An 18,361-nucleotide genomic window follows, 5' to 3' on the forward strand; every position below is an offset into this window, starting at 1 on the left:
GGAGATCGAATCGGCGCTGGTGGCCAAGACCGACCTGGTGGCCGAGGCGGCGGTGGTGGGCCGGCCCGACGACCTGACCGGCGAGGCGGTCTGCGCCTTCGTCGTCCTGAAGCGCGGCCGCCCGGCCAGCGACGAGGAAGCGCGCAAGATCGCGGCCGAGCTGCGCAATTGGGTGGCGAAGGAGATCGGCCCCATTGCAAAACCGAAAGATATCCGCTTCGGAGAGAATCTTCCGAAGACACGCAGCGGCAAGATCATGCGTCGGCTGCTGCGCTCGATCGCCAAGGGCGAGGCCATCACGCAGGACACGTCGACCCTGGAGAACCCCGCGATCCTCGAACAATTGGGACAAGGATACTGACGACTCCTACCGGGCGGAGAGAGGAGCAGACCGCCGCCTCGATGCAGCGGCTCGCGAACATCATGGCCAGATCAGCCCACGATATCCGCGCCGCGCTCCGCCAGCAGCGCACGAAGGAAGGACCGATGGCAATGCGCCTCGTCCTCGCAGTAGCAGCCGACCGAGAACGCGCTCTGGTGCGACAGCGCGGCCAGCAGGTCCAGGCTGCGGCTGGCGTCGGCCTCGGCCATCTCGCTCTTGTACTTGCGCCCGAAGGCGGCCCATTGCGCGGGCACGCCCGATGCCACGGCGGCCTGCGCCTGCTTCATGGTTTCGACCGAGGGCGCCAGGTTCGGGTACCAGACGTCGTACCAGTTCTGCGAAGCGAACTCCGCTTTGGGGACGCCGCGCGGCGGCCGGCGAACCGTGCCGATGCGCAGGCCCTCGTCGGGCGCGCGCTCGCTGCCGAGGCGAACGATGCGGATGGCCATTTTCTTTTCCTCTCCTTTGACAATCAGGTGCCCACGATACCGCCATCCTGCCGCCGGACGACCACCGTCGCCGAGCGTGGCCGCGCGCTGCCGGGCACGGTGCCGTCGGGCCAGGCGCTGTTCGGCGTGCCGCTCGCGCCTTCGCGCGTCTCGCCCGGGTGCTGGATGTTGACGAACAGGCTGCGCCGGTCCGGGGTCAGCACGCAGCCCGTGATCTCGCAGCCGCTCGGGCCGACCAGGAAGCGCTTGATGACGCCGCTGGCCGGGTCGGCGCAGAGCATCTGGTTGTTGCCGAAGGCGGCCATCGGCGCCTTGCCGATCGCGCTCCCGCTCATGTCGGTCTGGATCCACAGCAGGCCGCCGCTGTCGAAATGCAGTCCGTCGGGGCAGCCGAAAGCGTCGGCGCCGGCGCTCGGGTAGCGCGCGCCGGCGCCCGGCACGGCGGGGTCGCCGGCCAGCACGAAATGGTCCCAGGCGAAGCCGGTGCTGGCGGCGTCGCGGCCGTCCTCGCGCCAGCGCAGGATGCCGCCGAAGACGTTGTCCGCGCGCGGGTTGGCGGCGTCTACCGGCGGCATGCCGGGCCGGCCGCGCGAGGCATTGTGGGTCAGCGTGGCGTAGACGTCGCCGCCCCTGGGGTCGACCGCGATCCATTCGGGCCGGTCCATCCGGGTCGCGCCGACGATGTCGGCCGCCCGCCGTGCATGGATCAGCACCTCGGCCTGGCCGGCGAAGCCGCTCGCGGCATCGACGCCGCCCAGGCCGTGCCGCAGTTCGAGCCATTGCCCGCGGCCGCCGTCGTCGTAGCGCGCCACGTACAGCGTGCCCTCGTCGAGCAGGTGGCGGTTGGCGGCCCGCGCGGCGGCATCGTTGCCGGGCCGCACCTTGTCGCGGCTCACGAACTTGTAGATGTACTCGAAGTTCGAGTCGTCGCCCATGTAGACCGCGAGCCGGCCGCCCTTCGTCAGCCTGCAGGTGGCGCTCTCCTGGGCCTTGCGGCCGAGCGCGGTGCGCTTGACCGGCGTGGACGCCGGATCGAAGGGGTCGATCTCGACCACCCAGCCGAAGCGGTTCGATTCGTTAGGATGCTTCGCGAGATCGAAGCGATCGTCGACGCGCCAGTAATCGACCCAGGATCCAGTGGCCAGGCCGTAGCGGCGCTGCGCCGCGGTGGCCTGCGCCAGCGCATCCTTCGGCGCGCCGAAGTAGACGTGGAAGTTCTCCTCGCAGCTCAGGTAGGTGCCCCAGGGCGTGACGCCCATGGCGCAGTTGGCGAAGGTGCCTGCCACATGCTCGCCGGCCGGGTCGGCCGCGGTGCGCAGCAGCGGGCTGCCCCTTGCAGGACCCGACAGGCGCATCGGCGTCTGCCCGTGGATGCGGCGGGCAAAGCGCGAGGGCAGCACCTGGCGCCAGCCCGATGCCGTGAGTTCGACCTCGATCACCGAGACACCCATCGCGTGCAGCGACTTGCGGGCCTTGTCGAGGGTCAGGGGCCTGGCGCCGTCCGGGTGCAGCAGCTGCTCGTCGGTGTACTCGTGGTTCATCACCAGCAGGCCGCGATCGGCGCGGCCGTCGAGCGTGAAGAAATGCATGCCGTCGTGGTGCATGCCGGCCTGCAGCGCCTGGTCGGCGGCGCTGTTCGATGCGTCGGGCGCGAAGGCCGGCATGGCGCCTGCGACGCCGGTCGGCGAGCCCCAGGGGTAGAGCACCTGCGCCTCGTAGCCGGGCGGCACCGTGACGGCATCGCGCAGCGTCGCTGGCACGGCGCCGAAACCCAGGCGCTCGTCGCCGGCTGGTCGCGCGCGGGCCTCGCCCAGCAGGGCGACGACGGCGGCAGCGGCCCCGGATCGAAGGAACTGGCGGCGGGCGATCGGCATGGTGGGTACTGTTGACTGGGCGACAGCGCCATCATCGCCGAGCATCGATACTGACTGCCACCGAACCTGAACCGAACACCAGGAGACATCCGTGAACGAACGCATCGAATCCATCCGCCACGCCGACGGCGTGGTCGAACTGCACATGGCGCGCGCCGACAAGATGAACGCGCTCGACCCGGCCATGTTCGACGCCCTGATCGACGCCGGCAGCCGCCTGCGCGATGACCCGGCCGTGCGCGCAGTGGTGCTGGCCGGCCGCGGCAAGGCCTTCTGCGCCGGGCTCGACATGAAATCCTTCGAGCGCATGGGGCAGGGCGCTGCCGGCTCGGTGCTCGGCGCCGGGGCCGCCGGCGCCGACATCTTGGCGCGCACCCACGGCATCGCCAACGCGGCGCAGCAGGTGGCCATGGTCTGGCGCCAGGTGCCGGTGCCGGTGATCGCCGCGGTGCATGGCGTGGCCTTCGGCGGCGGCTTCCAGGTGGCGCTCGGCGCCGACGTGCGGCTGGTCGCGCCGGACACCAAGATGTCGGTGATGGAGATCAAGTGGGGCCTGGTGCCCGACATGGGCGGCATCGTGCTGATGCGCGAACTGGCGCGCGACGACGTGGTGCGCGATGTGACTTTCACGGGGCGCATCTTCTCGGGCGAGGAGGCCGTGACGCTCGGCTTCGCGACGCGTGTCGCGGCCGATCCGTTGGCCGAGGCGCTGGCGATGGCGCACGAGATCGCGCAGAAGAACCCCGACGCGATCCGCGCCGGCAAGCGGCTGCTCAATGCGGCGATGGTGCCGGGTGCGGCCGAGCTGCTGCTGGCCGAGTCGCGCGAGCAGAAGGCCCTGATCGGCAGCCCGAACCAGACCGAGGCCGTGCGTGCGAATGTCGAGCGGCGGTCGCCGCGGTTCGGCGACGTGCCGCCGGCGGGCTGAGGCCGCGGCTCAGAGGCCGCGGAAATTCAGCCATTCGTGGGTCGGCGCGCGCTCGCTCACGAGGCCGTTGACCGCATGCTCGGGATCGCGGTGGCCGATCGACATGCCGCAGAACAGCATCCGCTCGGCCGGCAGGTCGATCGCCGCGCCGACGGTTCTGGGGTAGATCGCCCAGCATTCCTGCGCGCAGCTGTCGAGGCCCTCGCCGCGCAGCAGCAGCATCACGGTCTGCAGGTACATGCCCAGGTCCGACCATTGAGGTGGTCCCATGCTGCGATCGACCGAGCAGAACAGCGCCAGCGGGGCGCCGAAAAAATCGAAGTTGCGGGAGAACCAGCGGCGCCGCGCCACCTTGTCCTCGCGCGGAATGCCGAGCCGCGCATACATCGCCTCGCCGACCTGGAAGCGCCGGTCGCGCCAGGGCGCACGCAGGGCCGGCGGGTAGACGTCGTACTCGGTCGGCTCGGTTTCGCCGCCCTGGGCCAGCTTCTCGCGCATGCGCGCCCTCAGCGCCGCGAGCGCGTCGCCCGCGAGCACGTCGATGTGCCAGGGCTGCAGGTTGCCGCCCGAGGGCGCGCGCGCGGCCAGGATCAGTACCCGGCGGAGGGTCTCGCCGTCGACCGGCGTCGGCAGGAAGGCGCGGGTGGAGTGGCGGCTGGCGACGGCTTCCTGGATCTGCATGGCGTTCGATGCGGAGTGGGTCGGGCGAGTTTAAGCAGGGCGTCAGGCGCAGGCGGCATACTCTCGCCGTGCCCATGCATCTACTTCATCGTTTGGCAGCGGAAGAACTGCCTGTCGCCGTCGCCGGAGGCGCGGACGTCGACGCCGTGCGCGTGCTCAGCATGGCCGGGCACGTCAGGGCGACGATTCCCAAGCCGCTGCGGACGCTGGACGGCTACCAGCAGCCGCCGGCCATGGTCAACGAGATCACTTCGCTGGGCCGCACCATGCTGAAGCGCTTTCCGATTCGCTAGCAGCCGTGCGTCATCCACACTGAAGCGGCAGGCGAAGGCTTGAAGACCACAGTCGAAGAATTGCAGGCGTTCGCCGCCGTCGTCGATGGCGGCTCGATCACCGCCGCGGCCGAGCAGCTCGGCCAGACCGTCTCGGGCATCAGCCGGGCGCTGGGACGGCTGGAACGCAAGCTGGCCACCACCCTGCTGCGGCGGACCACGCGCCGGCTCGAGCTCACCGAAGAGGGCCGGGCCTTCCTGGCGCATGCGCGCGCCATCCTGATCGCGATTGACGACGCCGAGGAGCAGATGGCGGCGCGGCGCGAGAAGCCCGCCGGGCGGTTGCGCGTCAATGCCGCGTCGCCTTTCATGCTGCATGCCATCGTGCCGCTGGTGCCGGCGTTCCGCCTCGCCTATCCGCAGATCGCGCTCGAACTCGACAGCGACGAACTCAACATCGACCTGCTCGAGCGCCGTACCGACATCGCGATCCGCATCGGCGCGCTGCGCGATTCGACGCTGCACGCGCGCCCGATCGCCACCAGCCGGCTGCGGGTGCTGGCCAGCCCGGCCTACATCGCCGCGCACGGCCGGCCGAAGAGCCTGGCGGCCCTGGCGCGCCATACGCTGCTGGGCTTCACGCAACCCGAGTCGCTCAACCGCTGGCCGTTGCGCGGGCCGCACGGAGACGAATGGCCGATCGCGCCGGCGCTCACCGCATCGAGCGGCGAGACCTTGCGCCAGCTGGCGCTCGCGGGTGCGGGCATCGTCTGCCTGGCCGACTTCATGACCGCCGCCGACTGCGCCCGCGGCGACCTGGTGCAACTGCTGACCCGGGATACGGTGGAGGTGCGACAGCCGATCAACGCGGTGTACTACCGCAACACCCAGCTGTCGGCGCGGATCACGTGCTTTCTCGACTTCATCGCAGAGCGCCTGGGTTGAGGCGAGTCTCCTGGAAAACCCTGTATGAAATAAATCCAATCGTCTGAAAAAAAGACAACCTCATTGTTCTCATTTCAGTCGAAGCGATTGATTTTGAAGCGGATTTCCTCGAAACAGGGGCTCGGCGCGGATGGCATGAACTGTGCAAGTTCCAGCCATCGTTTTCAGGAGGTCTCGCCATGGATCCACGCAACCCTGCCTTTGCCGCCGCTTCGGACTCGATTCTCGACGCCGACATCGCGGTCTTGCGGCTGTGCGACCGCACCACCAATCTGCTGCGCGTCAATGAACTCAACACCGTCCGCGACCTGGTCCGGCTGCCGGCCCGCAAGCTGTTCGCGCTGTCGCGGCTGGGCCGCAATTCGCTGCGCGAGATCGTCGACAGCATCGACCGCCAAGGGCTGCGACTGGCGGATTAGATGATTGATTGCCCGACGGCCCGAGGGCCCGACGGCCCGGCGGTGAAGTGGAGCGGCTTCGGCGGCCGAGGCCTCAGCGACCCTGGTTGAGGCGCTCGAGGCCCTGCTCGGTCAGGAACTTGCCGCCTTGCCTGTCGCAGCCGACGAGGCCGTTCGACAGCAGGCGTTCGGAGACGCTGATCGAATCGGTGGGCGAGCGCCGCGTGCGGGCTTCCTGCAGGGCCTGCAGCGTGCGCCATTGTTCTTCATTGAGCTGAATCTTCTTGACCAAGTGGACCTCCTTCGACGCGCGCAAGTGTGGCGCAATCGGCGGCTCGCTTCCTCCCCATTACAGACGAGGCACGAAGCTGGTAAAACGGCACCCGACCTCGAATGAAACCAGCGTCCCACTCCTTTTCCTCCTCGTCGGCGCCGAAGCGCCCGATCCGCTTCGCGGCAACCCTGATCGTCCTGCGCGATGGCGCTGCCGGCCTCGAAGTGCTGATGCTGCGCCGGGCCGAAAAGGAGGGTGACCAGAACAGCGGCGCCAGCGTTTTCCCGGGCGGCGGCGTCGATCCCCAGGATCTCCTGCTGCATGCATGCTGCGCCGGGCTCGACGACGCCGCGGCCAGCCGGCGGCTGGCGCTGCCGGCCGGTGGCCTCGACTTCTACGTGGCGGCGGTCCGCGAGTGCTTCGAGGAGGCCGGCCTGTTGTTCGCCAGCGGTGCCGATGGGCGCCCGGTCGCCCTCGACCACCTGGCCGACGACGAGCTCTCGGCGCTGCGCACGGCCACGGAGGAGGGCGCCGAATCGCTGCGCGGGCTCTGCGACCGGCAGGGCTGGCGGCTGGCCGTCGACCGGCTGGCCTATTTCGCCCACTGGCTCACGCCGCCCGGCATGCCGCGGCGCTTCGACACCCGCTTCTTCGTCGCGCTGGCTCCGACCGGGCAGCAGGCCCGCCCCGACGGACGCGAAACGGTGGAGCACCTCTGGCTGCGGCCGGCCGAGGCCCTCGATCCGGCGCGCGGGTTGCGGCTCATGAACGTGCAACGCCGGATCCTGCAGCAGCTCGAGGCCTTCGACAGCGCCGAGGCCTGCCTGGCGCATGCCCGGGGGGTGCAGCAGATCCCGCTGGTCATGCCGCGCCGCGCGATGGCCGGGGACGGGCTGCAGGCCGTGAACCCCGACGAGCCGGCCTATGCGGAGATTGCCCGCATCGATCCGGACGGCGAGGGCCACGGCCGCTGCGAGTTGGCCGACGGGCTCGCGATGTTCCTGTCGCCACGGGTGCTGCGGGTCACCGCGCGCCGGGCCGGCGCACTGGTCAATGGCTACCTGGTCGGCGGCGACCGCAACGAGTGGGCGCTGATCGATTTCGAACCCGGCGACGAGCGGCATCGGTCCTTGTTGCTGGCGTCGGCGCCGGGCCCCGTGCGCTGGGCGCTGTCTCTGGACGCGATGCCGCCGGCCGGGAGCGACTGCATCGACCTCGGCGGCTGCAGGTTGCGCGCGCTGCCCCACGGCTTCCTGCTGGAAGAAGAAAGGATGCTGTTCGTCGCCGGGACGGCGCCGATGCCGGCCCTCGGCGGCGTCGACGTCGACGTCGAATGGCTGGCGCCGCGCAGCGGCTTCCTGCTGCGCGCTTGAGCGCATTCAGGCCGCGTTCTGGATCACGGCCATGATGTTGCCTTCGCTGTCCTTGAACCAGGCCGCCCTGGCGCCGCCCTGGGCCACGATGCCGTTGGCATCCTTGCCCGGCATGTCGTAGTCCTCGAAGACCACGCCGCGCGCCTTCAGTTCGACGACCTCGCGCTCGATGTCTTCGACCTGCCAGAAGGCCTGGCTGGCTTGCGACGTACCGGCGTTCGGGGTCGGATACAGGAAGCAGCCGGTGCCGCCGGCGAAGGCGTAGTGCACGCCCCCGGCGATCTCGGCCTGGGGCTTGAAGCCCAGCGTGTCCTCGTAGAAGCGGCGCGCCCGAGCCAGGTCACGGGCGGGAATGTAGGCGTACATGGGGGATTGCTGCAGCATCGATGTCTCCTTCGCGGGAATCACGTGCAATGGCGCGGCGGACAGGAATCGAACCCGTAACCCCCAGCTTAGAAGGCTGGTGCTCTATCCGGTTGAGCTACCGCCGCGCAGGAAAAAAGAGAATCGCGACCGGCGTGCGAACGCACGCGGGTGCGAGGATCGCGATTCTACGGTGGCTGCGAACCGGCGCTGGGCGCCGAGGTATCCCTCCGGCGCCGTTTGCCCGATGATCGGGCCAGCGCGCTCGCTGCGGTCCGCACCGTGGCCGCGACCCGGCGAAGCGTTGCTTCGCCCAGCTGGAGGCCCGCCATGGATACGTCTGGTTCTGACGCGATGTTCGCCGGCTCGATCCCGGAGCTGTACGACACCCGCCTGGTGCCGCTGATATTCGCGCCCTGCGCGGTCGATCTCGCGCGCCGGGCGGCGGCGCTGGCACCGCTTCGCGTGCTCGAGACGGCCGCCGGCACCGGCGTCGTCACCCGCGAATTGGCGAAGGTCTTGCCGCCAGCGGTCGAGCTGGTCGCGACCGACCTGAACCCGCCGATGCTGGCGCGCGCGGCTGCGGTTGGCGCCGCGCGTCCGGTGATCTGGCAGCAGGCGGACGCCATGCACCTGCCCTTCGACGACGCCGGATTCGATCTCGTGGTCTGCCAGTTCGGGGTCATGTTCTTTCCCGACAAGGCGGGCGCCTTCGCCGAGGCGCGGCGGGTACTTCGGCCCGGCGGTGCGCTGCTGTTCAATGTCTGGGACCGGATCGAGGAGAACGAGTTCGCGCAGGAGATCACTGCCGCGCTCGGCGCGCTCTACCCCGCAGATCCGCCACGGTTCCTGGCGCGCACGCCGCACGGCTACTTCGACCGCCAGGCGATCGCGCGCGATCTGTCCGACGCGGGCTTCATCGTGGCACCGGTGTTCGAGACCGTGACGGCGTGCAGTCGCGCCGCGTCGCCGCTGGGGCCGGCCATCGCCTACTGCCAGGGAACGCCGCTGCGCAACGAGATCGAGGCCCGCTCGCCGGACGGTCTTGGTGCTGCCACCACGGCGTGCGCGCAAGCCCTGGCGAAGCGCTTCGGCACCGGGGCGGTCGAGGGGAAGATCCAGGCCCATGTGGTGCTCGCGAGAATCTGAAGGGCGGCGGCCGGGCCCCGCAACGCAAAATGCCGGTAGCGACCTAAGTCACTACCGGCATTCACTTTTTCTTGGTCGGGGCGAAAGGATTCGAACCTTCGACCCTCTGGTCCCAAACCAGATGCGCTACCAGGCTGCGCTACACCCCGACGAGCCTTCTATTCTAACCTGCGAATCGGGGGCGAGCCGGTGGGCCCGCCTCATCGACGCTGATATTGCGTGTTGCCGAACAAGACCTCACGCTCCTTGTCGCCCGTGATCGGCTGCCGCAGGTCGGCCAGCACCTTGACGCCGCGCTGCACCGCCGGCCGCGCGGCGATCGCGTCGAACCATCGCTTGAGGTGCGGGTAGTCGGTGAGGACGATGCCCTGGTTCTCCCAGCTGCGCAGCCACGGAAAGATCGCGATGTCGGCGATCGAATAGCTCTTGCCGGCGATGAACTTGCTGCTCGACAGCTGCTTGTCGATCACGCCATAGAGGCGCCTGGCCTCGTTGCTGTAGCGGTCGATGGCGTAGCCGATCTTCTCGGGCGCATAGATGCGGAAGTGGTGCGCCTGGCCGAGCATCGGGCCGACGCTGCCCATCTGGAACATCAGCCACTGGAGCACCTCGTAGCGCTCGCGGTCGCCGGTCGGCAGGAGCTTGCCGGTCTTGCCGGCCAGGTAGACCAGGATTGCGCCCGACTCGAAGAGCGAGATCGGCTTGCCGTCCGGTCCGTCGGGATCGGTGATGGCCGGAATCTTGTTGTTCGGGCTGATCTTCAGGAAGGCGGGATCGAACTGGTCGCCCTTGCCGATGTTGACCGGATGGGCGCGGTAGGGGAGGCCGCACTCCTCCAGCATGATGTGAACCTTGTGGCCGTTGGGCGTGGGCCAGGAATAGACGTCGATGGGAGCTTTGGTCATGTCCGAGGAATCCAGGAGGGTGAACGAAAGGCCGGCCAGCATAGCCCCGGCCGCAATTTCGTGCAGGCGGACCCTGGCTTCGGCCTGCCCGACCTGGCGCCCGCGCGCATGGCACCCCGTCCGGTCCTCGCCCGGCTCCAGCTTTCCTTGCGAACGCGCGTCTCAGGCCGTTGTCGCGGTCGGCGCCAGGTGCTGATGGATCAGCGCGACGACCGCGGCGCCTTCGCCGATGGCGCCGCCGACCCGCTTGACCGAGCCCGAGCGCACGTCGCCGACCGCGAACACGCCGGGCACGCTGGACTCGAGCGCGGCCGCGGTCTTGGCCGGAAAGCCGCCGCGCGCCGCCTGTCCCGTGAGCACGAAGCCGTGCTTGTCGAGGGCGACGCCGCAGCCCTCTAGCCAGTCGGTCTCGGGCACCGCGCCGATGAAGAGGAAGATGTTGCGTGCCGGGCAGTCTTCCAGCTGGCCGCTGCGCCGGTCGCGCCAGGTCGCGCCGTTCAGGCCGCTGCCCGGCTCGCCGTGGAGCGCCACCAGCTCGGTGTACGGATGCAGCTCGATGTTGTTGCTGGCCTCGATGCGGTCGATCAGGTAGCGCGACATGGTCGCGGCCAGCGAGGGGCCGCGCACCAGCACGTTCACCTTGGCGGCATGCTGGGACAGGAACACCGCGGCCTGGCCGGCCGAGTTGCCGCCGCCCACCAGCGCCACCTCCTGCCGGGAGCACAGCTTGGCTTCCAGTGCCGAGGCCCAGTACCAGATGCCTCGGCCCTCGAAATCGGACAGCCGCGGCACCTCGGGCCGGCGGTAGCGCGCACCGCTGGCGATCACCAGCGTCCTCGACTTCAGGCGCCGGCCGTCGGTCAGCCGCACGGAGAGTTCTCCCCGCGTTTCGGCGGCCGTGCAGTCGAGCGATTCGACCTGCGCCGGGATCAGCATCTCGACGCCGAACTTCTGCGCCTGCACGTAGGCGCGGCCGGCCAGCGCGCCGCCCGAGATGCCGGTCGGGAAGCCCAGGTAGTTCTCGATCCGCGCGCTGGCGCCGGCCTGGCCGCCGAAGGAGCGGCAGTCGACCACGAGTACGCGCAGGCCCTCGGAGGCCGCATAGACCGCGGTCGCCAGGCCGGCCGGTCCGGCGCCGACCACCAGGACGTCGAACAGGTCGTCGTGCGCGATGCTGTCGACCATGCCCAGGCAGCGCGCCAGCGCGTGCTCGGTGGGATTCGGCATCACGGTGCCGTCGGGGCAGACCACCAGCAGCTCGGCTTCGCCGTACTGCTCGAGCAGCGCGGCAGCATCGACGTCCCGCGTGGCGTCGACCACCTGGTAGGGATGGCCGTTGCGGCCCAGGAAATTCTGCAGCCGCAGCACCTCGGCCGATTGCGGCGGCCCGATCAGCACCGGCCCGCTGGCACCCGATTCGATCAGCGCCACGCGGCGCAGGATCATCGCCCGCACCAGCCGCTCGCCCAGGTCGGCCTCGGCGATGATCAGCGCCCGCAGCTGGTCCGGCGGCACCAGCAGGGTCTCGACGTCTTCCTCGGCGTGGCCGTCGACCAGGGCCGGCCGGCCCGAGAGCTGGGCGACCTCTGCCAGGAACTGGCCCGGCCCCTGGTGCTCGATCGGCACCACGTGGCCGAGGCCGTCGCGCTGGGTGATCGCCACCACGCCCTCGAGTACCACGAACATCCCCGGCCCGGGCTCGCCGGCGCGGAACAGGCAGTCGCCGCGCGCGTAGCGCCGCACGCTGCCGAAGCGCCGGATGCGCCCGATGTCCGCGGCGCTCAGCACCGGAAACATCTGGTGGCGGCGGGTCTCGACTTCGATTCTTGTTTCGGTGGCCATCACAACTCCATGGAACGCATCTGCGGCATTAAACGCCGAAGCGGGCGAGACCGCGTGCCGTCATGCAATTGACTCCGAACCGACATGCCCGCTTCATCGCCGGTGACCAGACTGCGTCCGCAGAAAGGCTCCCCATGAAAGAACTGCCCACGCCGACTTTCCCGTTCTCCCAGCTGGGCCTGCGCGGCGCCCTGTGGCCCGTGCCCGACCCGGCACGCGGACCCGATGCAATACCCGTGCCTCGCGCGCCGACCGGCGCCGCCGACGCCGCCGGCGGCATCAGCGTGAGCTGGGCCCGCCATCAGGACGAGGTGCGCGCCGCCCAGCGCCTGCGCTACGAGGTGTTCGCGGGCGAAATGGGCGCGCGGCTGGCGACGCCGGTCGCCGGCCATGACGTCGATCTCTTCGACGACTTCTGCGAGCACCTGCTGGTGCGCGACGGCGCCAGCGGCCAGGTGATCGGCACCTACCGGGTGCTGACGCCGGCCCAGGCCCGGCGCGTCGGCAGCACCTACAGCGACATCGAGTTCGACCTGACCCGGCTGCGCGACCTGCGCGAGCGCATGGTCGAGCTGGGCCGCAGCTGCGTGCATGCCGATCATCGCCAGGGTGGCGTGATCCTGGCGCTGTGGGGCGCACTGGCCGGCTTCATGGCCCGCAACAAGCTCGACACCATGATCGGCTGCGCCAGCATCCCGATGTGGCACCACGGCGTGACCAGCGGCGACGCCGCAGCCAGCATCTGGCGCCAGCTGTCGGCGACGCACATGGCGCCGATCCAGTACCAGGTGCAGCCGCGGCTGCCGCTGCCGGTGCACCAGCTCGATGAGGCGCTCGAGGTCGAGCCGCCGGCGCTGATCAAGGGCTATCTCCGGCTTGGCGCCAAGGTGCTGGGCCCGCCGGCCTGGGATCCGGACTTCAACACCGCCGACCTGCCCATGCTGATGCGCATCGACGAACTGCCGCCCCGCTACAGGCGGCACTTCTCGGCACGCTGAGCGCGCGTGTCCGGTCGGGATTCCGTCACGCAACCGTCACAAAAATGTCATGTTCGTCCTCGACACTGGCATGCTGCGATCGTTGAGCATTCCTGCGACGGTTGTTACAGAATCCTTCTTCATGCCGCTAGCCACTTCCGAGACCACGCCTGTTATTGCCGAAGCCGAAGCTCCCCTGACCCTGCTCGATCGGGACCATGCGATCCTGGCCTTCAACGAGCGCGTGCTCGACTGGGCCTATCGCGCCGAGGTGCCGCTGATCGAGCGGCTGCGCTACCTCAGCATCGTGTCCGCCAACCTCGACGAATTCTTCGAGGTGCGGGCCGCGCCGCATCTGGCGGCAGGCGTGGCCGGCGAGCAGAAGGGCAGCTATACGGTCGAGTCCTTCGAGCGTCTCGCCGAGGCGGCCCATACGCTGGTGGGGCGCCAGTACGCGCTCTACAACGACGGCCTGATCCCGGCCTTCGCCGGCGTGGGAATCCACATCATCTCGCACGGCGAGCGCAATGCGGCCCAGCGCAAATGGGTGCATGAGTATTTCGAGCGCGAGGTTCGCCCGCTCCTGATCCCGGTCGGTCTCGATCCGGCCCATCCCTTTCCGCAGGTCGCCAACAAGTCGCTCAACTTCATCGTCCGGCTGGGTGGCAAGGACGCCTTCGGCCGCGAGAATCCGATCGCGATCCTGAAGGTTCCGCGCGTGCTGCCGCGGGTGATCCGCCTGCCGGCCAAGCTGTCGGGAGGCAAGACGCTCTTCATCGCGCTGTCCAGCGTGGTGCGGGCCCATCTGTCGAGCATGTTCCCGGGCCGCGAGGTGGGCGAGTTCTCCCAGTTCCGTGTGACGCGCCATTCCGACCTGGCGGTCGACGAGGAAGACGTGCGCAATCTGCGCACCGCGCTGCGCCAGGGCCTGCAGCACCGCCACTTCGGCCAGGCCGTCCGGCTCGAGGTGTCGGCCAGCTGTGCCGAGTCGCTGGCGAGCTTCCTGCTGGCGCAGTTCGAGCTGCCGCCGCAGGCGCTCTACCGCGTGCACGGCCCGGTCAACCTGGCGCGCCTGACGCAGCTGATCGACCTGCTCGACGAGCCGCAGCTGCGGTTTCCGCCGTACCTGCCGTCCTATCCGATCACGCTGTCGCCGGGCCAGTCCTTCTTCGACCGGCTGCAGCGCGGCGACGTGCTGATCCACCAGCCCTTCGAGAGCTTCGCCGGCGTGCTGGCCTTCCTGCGTGAAGCGGTGCAGGACCCCCAGGTGCTGGCGATCAAGCAGACCATCTACCGCACCGGCACCGATTCGGAGCTGATGGACCTGCTGCGCGAGGCCGTCCGACGCGGCAAGGAAGTGACGGTGGTGGTGGAGCTCAAGGCGCGCTTCGACGAAGAGGCCAACATCAACTGGGCCGAGATGCTCGAGTCGATCGGCGTCCAGGTGGTCTACGGCGTGGTCGGCCTGAAGACGCACGCCAAGATGCTGCTGGTGACGCGCCGCGAGGGCAAGCGCATGCAGCGTTACGGCCATTTGTCGACCGGCAACTACAACCCGCGCACCGCCGCGCTCTACACCGACATCAGCCACCTCACGGCCGACCCGCTGCTGACTTCCGACATGGAGGCGGTGTTCGTCCACCTGGCGGGCCAGAGCCGGCTGCCGAAGCTGCATCGCATGTGGCTGGCGCCCTTCGACCTGCACCGCAACCTGATTGCGCGCATCGATGCGCTCGGCGCCGCGGCGGCGGCCGGCGAAACCGCCCGCATCGTCGTCAAGATGAACGCGCTGACCGACGAGGCGCTGGTCGCCGCACTGGTTCGCGCGGGAAGGGCCGGCGTCAAGATCGATCTCATCGTGCGCGGCGCCTGCACCCTGCCGGCCCGGGTGCCGGGCCTGACCGACAACATCCGCGTGCGCTCGGTGATCGGCCGCTTTCTCGAGCACTCGCGGGTCTTCTATTTCCGCCACGGCGCAGACGAGGCGCTGTACCTGTCGAGCGCCGACTGGATGAACCGCAACATGCTGCGGCGCATCGAACTGGCCTGGCCGGTGACCGACCCGGTGCTGCGCCAGAGGCTCATCGACGAGTGCCTGGTGGCCTACCTGCACGATGGCCGGGACGCCTGGGACCTCGGCGCCGATGGTGCCTACCACCGGGTCGACCAGGACACGCATGCGGGCGAGGAGGGCGCGTCGCGGGCCATCGAGGTCCATGGCGCCCAGACCGCGCTCATGAACCGCTACGCATCGCGCGGGAGCAGCCGCGCGGTATCACTGGACTGAACCATGGACCTCATTTTCTGGCGCCATGCCGAGGCGGAAGACTGGACCGAAGGCTGCGACGACCTGCAGCGCTCGCTGACCGCCCGCGGCGAGAAGCAGGCCAAGCGGATGGCCGCCTGGCTCGACCGGCAACTGCCCGAGGGCACCCGCATCGTCTGCAGCCCGGCACGGCGCTGCGAGCAGACGGTGCAGGCGCTCGGGCGCAAGTTCAAGATGCGCGCCGAACTCGCGCCCGACACCACGCCCGACGCGCTGCTGGAGGCCGCCGGCTGGCCGAACGGGAAGTCGGTGGTGCTGATGGTCGGCCACCAGCCTTCATTCGGCCAGGCGATCTCGCGGCTGCTGGGGCTGCAGCAGGACAGCTGCCCGGTGCGCAAGGGCGCCGTCTGGTGGGTCCGCACGCGCGAGCGCGACGGCGACGTGCAGACCGTGCTGGTGACCGTGCAGGCGCCCGAGCTTCTGTAGCGTCGTCGGGGCGCAAGGCCCCTCAGAATCCCGCGAGCTCGACCCGCCACGGGGTCTTTTGCCAGGCCAGCACTTCTTCGCGCAACAGGTGCGCGGACTGCGGGAACAGGGCCGACCAGTCGGGCCGGCAGCCGATGACGAAGCGCCGCGCATCGGGGCGTTCGAGCGTGAAGCCCTGCAGGTCCGGGTCGCGGCGCGCGTGACAGAGGATCACGGCCAGCCGCAAGGCGACCAGCTGCGCGACGAAAGCCTCGTCGTCCAGGGCGCCTTCCAGTTTGCGCAGCTTGCCGCGATGCCCCAGCACCAGCTGGCTCAGCGCGTGCATCTCGTTGACCGCGAAGCCGGGTGCATCGGCGTTGTCCAGGATGTAGGCGCCGTGCTTGTGGTATTCGCTGTGGGAGATCTGGGCCCCGATCTCGTGCAGTTGCGCGGCCCAGCCCAGCTTGCGCAGCGCCCGGCCGGCGCGGCTGGTGGTGCTGCCGCCGCGCGCCGCCGGATTCAGCTGCACGTAGAGCGAGGCCGCGGTCTCGCCGACCCGCTTGACCTGGGTGGCATCGACCGGGAAGCGGTTTGCGAGCCGGGCCACGGTGGCGGTGCGCAGGTCGGCCACGGTGTCGTCGCGCTCCAGCAATTCATACAGCACGCCGTGGCGCAGTGCGCCCTGGGCGACCCGCATCTCCTCGATCTCGAGCAGGTCGAAAACCGCGCGCAACACGCTGACGCCGCCGCCGATCACCGCCTTGCGGTCTTCCCGCATGCCCTCGATGCGCAGCCGGTCGGCGCTGCCGGCCCGCAGCAGGCGATCGACCAGCCAGTCGAGGCCATCGCGCGTGATCAGGCCGGGCTCGTTGCCGGCCGCGGCCAGCACGTCGCCGACGGCGCCGATGGTGCCCGAGGCGCCGTACGCGACGTCCCAGCGGTCGGGCACGTAGGTGCCCAGGGCGTCGTCGAGCACCGCCTTGGCCGCCACCTCGGCGGCCTGGAAGGCCGACGGGGTGAACAGCCCCTGCTGGAAATGCTTCATCGACCAGGCGACGCTGCCGACCCGGTAGGACTCCATGACCTCGGCCTCGAGCGCGTGGCCGATGATCATCTCGGTCGAGCGGCCGCCGATGTCCACCACCAGCCGCCGCTCGCGGTTCGACGCATCGGTATGCGGCAGGGTGTGGGCCACGCCCTGATAGATCAGCCGGGCCTCCTCGCGGCCCGTGATGACGTCGATGCCGAAGCCCAGCACGGTGCGCGCGCGCAGCAGGAACTCGTCACGGTTGCGTGCTTCGCGCAGGGTCTGCGTGGCCACCGCTCGGACCTGGGAGCGGTCGAAGCCCGCCAGCCGCTCGCCGAATCGGGCCAGGGCGTCCCAGCCGCGCTGCATCGCCTCCGGCGTCAGGTTGCGGGCGCTGTCGAGACCGTTGCCCTGGCGGACGGTTTCCTTGAGGTATTCGGTGCGATGGATCTGGCCATGGTCGACCTGGCCGATCTCGAGCCGGTAGCTGTTCGAGCCGAGATCGACCGCGGCGAGGCGGGTTCCGTTTTTCATAAAGGGTTGGCGGTGTCGGGGCCCGATCGTAGCCGGGCAGGGTGGCAAGGCTAGGTGGACCGTGTGACGAATATGTGACAGCGACATGCCGGCAGCTGTCGCAACGGACGGTTTTCCCTCTGTACGAGGGTGTCACGACCTTGTCACACAAGCTTTCTAGAGTCGTTGCCAAGCCCCCCGAGGGGTCCTTGTTGCAGTTCAAAGGAAGCACATGAAAACGACGTTCAAATTCGCAGCCGCCGGCCTGATCGCCGCGGCCTTCGCCCAGGCTCCGGCGCTGGCCCAGGAAACCGCCACCGGGGCCGGCGCCAGCTTTCCGGCGCCGCTGTACTCGAAGTGGGCCGCCGATTTCAACAAGGCCACCGGCGCGAAGATCAACTACCAGTCGGTCGGCTCGGGCGCCGGCATCAAGCAGATCGATGCCAAGACGGTCGACTTCGGCGCCTCCGACATGCCGCTGTCCGACGACGAACTCAAGAGCAAGGGCCTGATCCAGTTCCCGACCGTCATCGGCGGCGTGATCCCGGTGGTCAACATCCAGGGCATCAAGCCCGGCGAGCTCAAGCTCAGCGGCCCCGTCATCGCCGACATCTACCTCGGCAAGATCACCAAGTGGAACGATCCGGCGATCAAGGCGCTGAACGGTTCGCTGGCGCTGCCGGATGCCGCCATCGCGCCGGTGCGCCGCGCCGACGGTTCTGGCACCACCTTCCTGTTCACCAACTACCTGAGCAAGGTCAACCCGGACTGGAAGGCCAAGGTCGGCGACGGCACCGCGGTCAACTGGCCCACCGGCGCGGGCGGCAAGGGCAACGAGGGCGTCGCGGCCTTCGTGAACCGGCTGCCGAACTCGATCGGCTATGTGGAGTACGCGTACGTCAAGCAGAACAAGATGACCTACGCCCAGATGCAGAACCAGGCCGGCAACTTCGTTTCGCCGGACGACGACGCCTTCAAGGCCGCGGCGGCCGGCGCCGACTGGTCGAAGAGCTTCTACCAGGTGCTGACCAACCAGCCGGGCAAGGATGCGTGGCCGATCACCGGCGCCACCTTCATCCTGATGCACAAGGCGCAGGACAAGCCGGCCCAGGCCACGACCACGCTGAAGTTCTTCGACTGGGCCTACAAGAACGGCGACAAGACCGCCGGCGAGCTCGACTACGTGCCGATGCCCGACAAGGTCAAGGGCGCGATCGCCACCGCCTGGGGCGAGATCAAGGACGCCTCGGGCAAGCCCGTCGCGATCAAGTAAGGCAA

The 18,361-nt window shown here is 69.4% G+C and carries 19 protein-coding genes and 2 tRNA genes; 11 read left to right on the top strand and 10 right to left on the bottom strand.

From position 1 onward, the window contains the following. The coding region (locus AC1DYD_RS03935; protein WP_478171445.1) for an AMP-binding enzyme at positions 1 to 361 on the top strand (361 nt) is incomplete at its 5' end. 71 nt (positions 362 to 432) lie between these two features. Here the strand turns inward: AC1DYD_RS03935 and AC1DYD_RS03940 are convergent. Both AC1DYD_RS03940 and AC1DYD_RS03945 read right to left on the bottom strand, forming a co-directional pair. After that, complete coding sequence (locus tag AC1DYD_RS03940) at positions 433 to 831, bottom strand: DUF488 domain-containing protein (protein WP_478171446.1); 399 nt, start codon at positions 829 to 831, stop codon at positions 433 to 435. Positions 832 to 854: 23 nt separating this feature from the next. Then, positions 855 to 2,705 (bottom strand): PhoX family protein, encoded by a 1,851-nt coding sequence (locus tag AC1DYD_RS03945; protein WP_478171447.1) that lies wholly within the window; start codon positions 2,703 to 2,705, stop codon positions 855 to 857. A 91-nt stretch (positions 2,706 to 2,796) separates the two neighbouring features. On the opposite strand from AC1DYD_RS03945, the gene AC1DYD_RS03950 reads away from it, so the two are divergent. Next, complete coding sequence (locus AC1DYD_RS03950) at positions 2,797 to 3,633, top strand: crotonase/enoyl-CoA hydratase family protein (RefSeq protein WP_478171448.1); 837 nt, start codon at positions 2,797 to 2,799, stop codon at positions 3,631 to 3,633. A gap of 9 nt (positions 3,634 to 3,642) precedes the next feature. On the opposite strand, the gene AC1DYD_RS03955 is transcribed toward AC1DYD_RS03950, so the two are convergent. Further along, positions 3,643 to 4,314, bottom strand: coding sequence for a nitroreductase (locus tag AC1DYD_RS03955; RefSeq protein WP_478171449.1), 672 nt, complete (start codon positions 4,312 to 4,314; stop codon positions 3,643 to 3,645). Between the two features lie 74 nt (positions 4,315 to 4,388). On the opposite strand from AC1DYD_RS03955, the gene AC1DYD_RS03960 reads away from it, so the two are divergent. The 3 genes from AC1DYD_RS03960 (at position 4,389) to AC1DYD_RS03970 (ending at position 5,950) form a co-directional block, all read left to right on the top strand. Continuing rightward, positions 4,389 to 4,607, top strand: a complete 219-nt coding sequence (locus AC1DYD_RS03960; protein ID WP_478171450.1) for a hypothetical protein — start codon at positions 4,389 to 4,391, stop codon at positions 4,605 to 4,607. 39 nt (positions 4,608 to 4,646) lie between these two features. Next, positions 4,647 to 5,531, top strand: a complete 885-nt coding sequence (locus AC1DYD_RS03965) for a LysR substrate-binding domain-containing protein (protein ID WP_478171451.1) — start codon at positions 4,647 to 4,649, stop codon at positions 5,529 to 5,531. 179 nt (positions 5,532 to 5,710) lie between these two features. Continuing rightward, positions 5,711 to 5,950, top strand: coding sequence for a DNA-directed RNA polymerase subunit alpha C-terminal domain-containing protein (locus AC1DYD_RS03970; protein WP_478171452.1), 240 nt, complete (start codon positions 5,711 to 5,713; stop codon positions 5,948 to 5,950). Positions 5,951 to 6,023: 73 nt separating this feature from the next. Here AC1DYD_RS03970 and AC1DYD_RS03975 read toward each other — a convergent pair whose 3' ends face one another. Then, positions 6,024 to 6,221: a hypothetical protein gene (locus tag AC1DYD_RS03975; protein ID WP_478171453.1), complete on the bottom strand. Its 198-nt coding sequence runs from the start codon at positions 6,219 to 6,221 to the stop codon at positions 6,024 to 6,026. A gap of 101 nt (positions 6,222 to 6,322) precedes the next feature. Here AC1DYD_RS03975 and AC1DYD_RS03980 point away from each other — a divergent pair, with 101 nt between their 5' ends. Next, on the top strand, positions 6,323 to 7,576 hold the full coding sequence (locus tag AC1DYD_RS03980; RefSeq protein WP_478171454.1) for an NUDIX hydrolase: 1,254 nt from the start codon (positions 6,323 to 6,325) through the stop codon (positions 7,574 to 7,576). 6 nt (positions 7,577 to 7,582) lie between these two features. On the opposite strand, the gene AC1DYD_RS03985 is transcribed toward AC1DYD_RS03980, so the two are convergent. Both AC1DYD_RS03985 and AC1DYD_RS03990 read right to left on the bottom strand, forming a co-directional pair. Further along, positions 7,583 to 7,960 carry a VOC family protein gene (locus AC1DYD_RS03985; RefSeq protein WP_478171455.1) on the bottom strand — a complete coding sequence of 126 codons (378 nt, stop codon included), beginning with the start codon at positions 7,958 to 7,960 and terminating at the stop codon, positions 7,583 to 7,585. Positions 7,961 to 7,990: 30 nt separating this feature from the next. Continuing rightward, positions 7,991 to 8,067: transfer RNA gene (locus tag AC1DYD_RS03990), tRNA-Arg, on the bottom strand. Positions 8,068 to 8,269: 202 nt separating this feature from the next. Here AC1DYD_RS03990 and AC1DYD_RS03995 point away from each other — a divergent pair. Beyond that, complete coding sequence (locus AC1DYD_RS03995) at positions 8,270 to 9,088, top strand: class I SAM-dependent methyltransferase (protein ID WP_478171456.1); 819 nt, start codon at positions 8,270 to 8,272, stop codon at positions 9,086 to 9,088. A 72-nt stretch (positions 9,089 to 9,160) separates the two neighbouring features. On the opposite strand, the gene AC1DYD_RS04000 is transcribed toward AC1DYD_RS03995, so the two are convergent. From AC1DYD_RS04000 to AC1DYD_RS04010, 3 genes are all read right to left on the bottom strand, one after another. Continuing rightward, a tRNA-Pro gene (locus AC1DYD_RS04000) sits at positions 9,161 to 9,237 on the bottom strand. A gap of 51 nt (positions 9,238 to 9,288) precedes the next feature. Continuing rightward, entirely contained in the window at positions 9,289 to 9,993 is a 705-nt protein-coding gene (locus tag AC1DYD_RS04005; RefSeq protein WP_478171457.1) for a glutathione binding-like protein, read from the bottom strand. Positions 9,994 to 10,155: 162 nt separating this feature from the next. Beyond that, entirely contained in the window at positions 10,156 to 11,835 is a 1,680-nt protein-coding gene (locus tag AC1DYD_RS04010; RefSeq protein WP_478171458.1) for an FAD-dependent oxidoreductase, read from the bottom strand. 134 nt (positions 11,836 to 11,969) lie between these two features. On the opposite strand from AC1DYD_RS04010, the gene AC1DYD_RS04015 reads away from it, so the two are divergent. The 3 genes from AC1DYD_RS04015 (at position 11,970) to AC1DYD_RS04025 (ending at position 15,564) form a co-directional block, all read left to right on the top strand. Continuing rightward, the gene (locus AC1DYD_RS04015) at positions 11,970 to 12,833 is read left to right on the top strand and encodes a GNAT family N-acetyltransferase (protein ID WP_478171459.1); all 864 of its coding nucleotides are present in this window, start codon (positions 11,970 to 11,972) and stop codon (positions 12,831 to 12,833) included. A gap of 121 nt (positions 12,834 to 12,954) precedes the next feature. Beyond that, positions 12,955 to 15,099, top strand: a complete 2,145-nt coding sequence (ppk1, locus tag AC1DYD_RS04020; RefSeq protein WP_478171460.1) for a polyphosphate kinase 1 — start codon at positions 12,955 to 12,957, stop codon at positions 15,097 to 15,099. Positions 15,100 to 15,102: 3 nt separating this feature from the next. Further along, positions 15,103 to 15,564 carry a SixA phosphatase family protein gene (locus tag AC1DYD_RS04025; protein ID WP_478171461.1) on the top strand — a complete coding sequence of 154 codons (462 nt, stop codon included), beginning with the start codon at positions 15,103 to 15,105 and terminating at the stop codon, positions 15,562 to 15,564. A 22-nt stretch (positions 15,565 to 15,586) separates the two neighbouring features. On the opposite strand, the gene AC1DYD_RS04030 is transcribed toward AC1DYD_RS04025, so the two are convergent. Continuing rightward, the gene (locus AC1DYD_RS04030) at positions 15,587 to 17,104 is read right to left on the bottom strand and encodes a Ppx/GppA phosphatase family protein (protein ID WP_478171462.1); all 1,518 of its coding nucleotides are present in this window, start codon (positions 17,102 to 17,104) and stop codon (positions 15,587 to 15,589) included. A 211-nt stretch (positions 17,105 to 17,315) separates the two neighbouring features. Between AC1DYD_RS04030 and pstS the strand changes: the two genes are divergently transcribed. Further along, complete coding sequence (gene pstS / locus AC1DYD_RS04035; RefSeq protein ID WP_478171463.1) at positions 17,316 to 18,356, top strand: phosphate ABC transporter substrate-binding protein PstS; 1,041 nt, start codon at positions 17,316 to 17,318, stop codon at positions 18,354 to 18,356. The last annotated feature ends 5 nt before the right edge of the window (positions 18,357 to 18,361 follow it).

It is taken from the genome of Variovorax sp. P4_B11 (assembly GCF_056402355.1).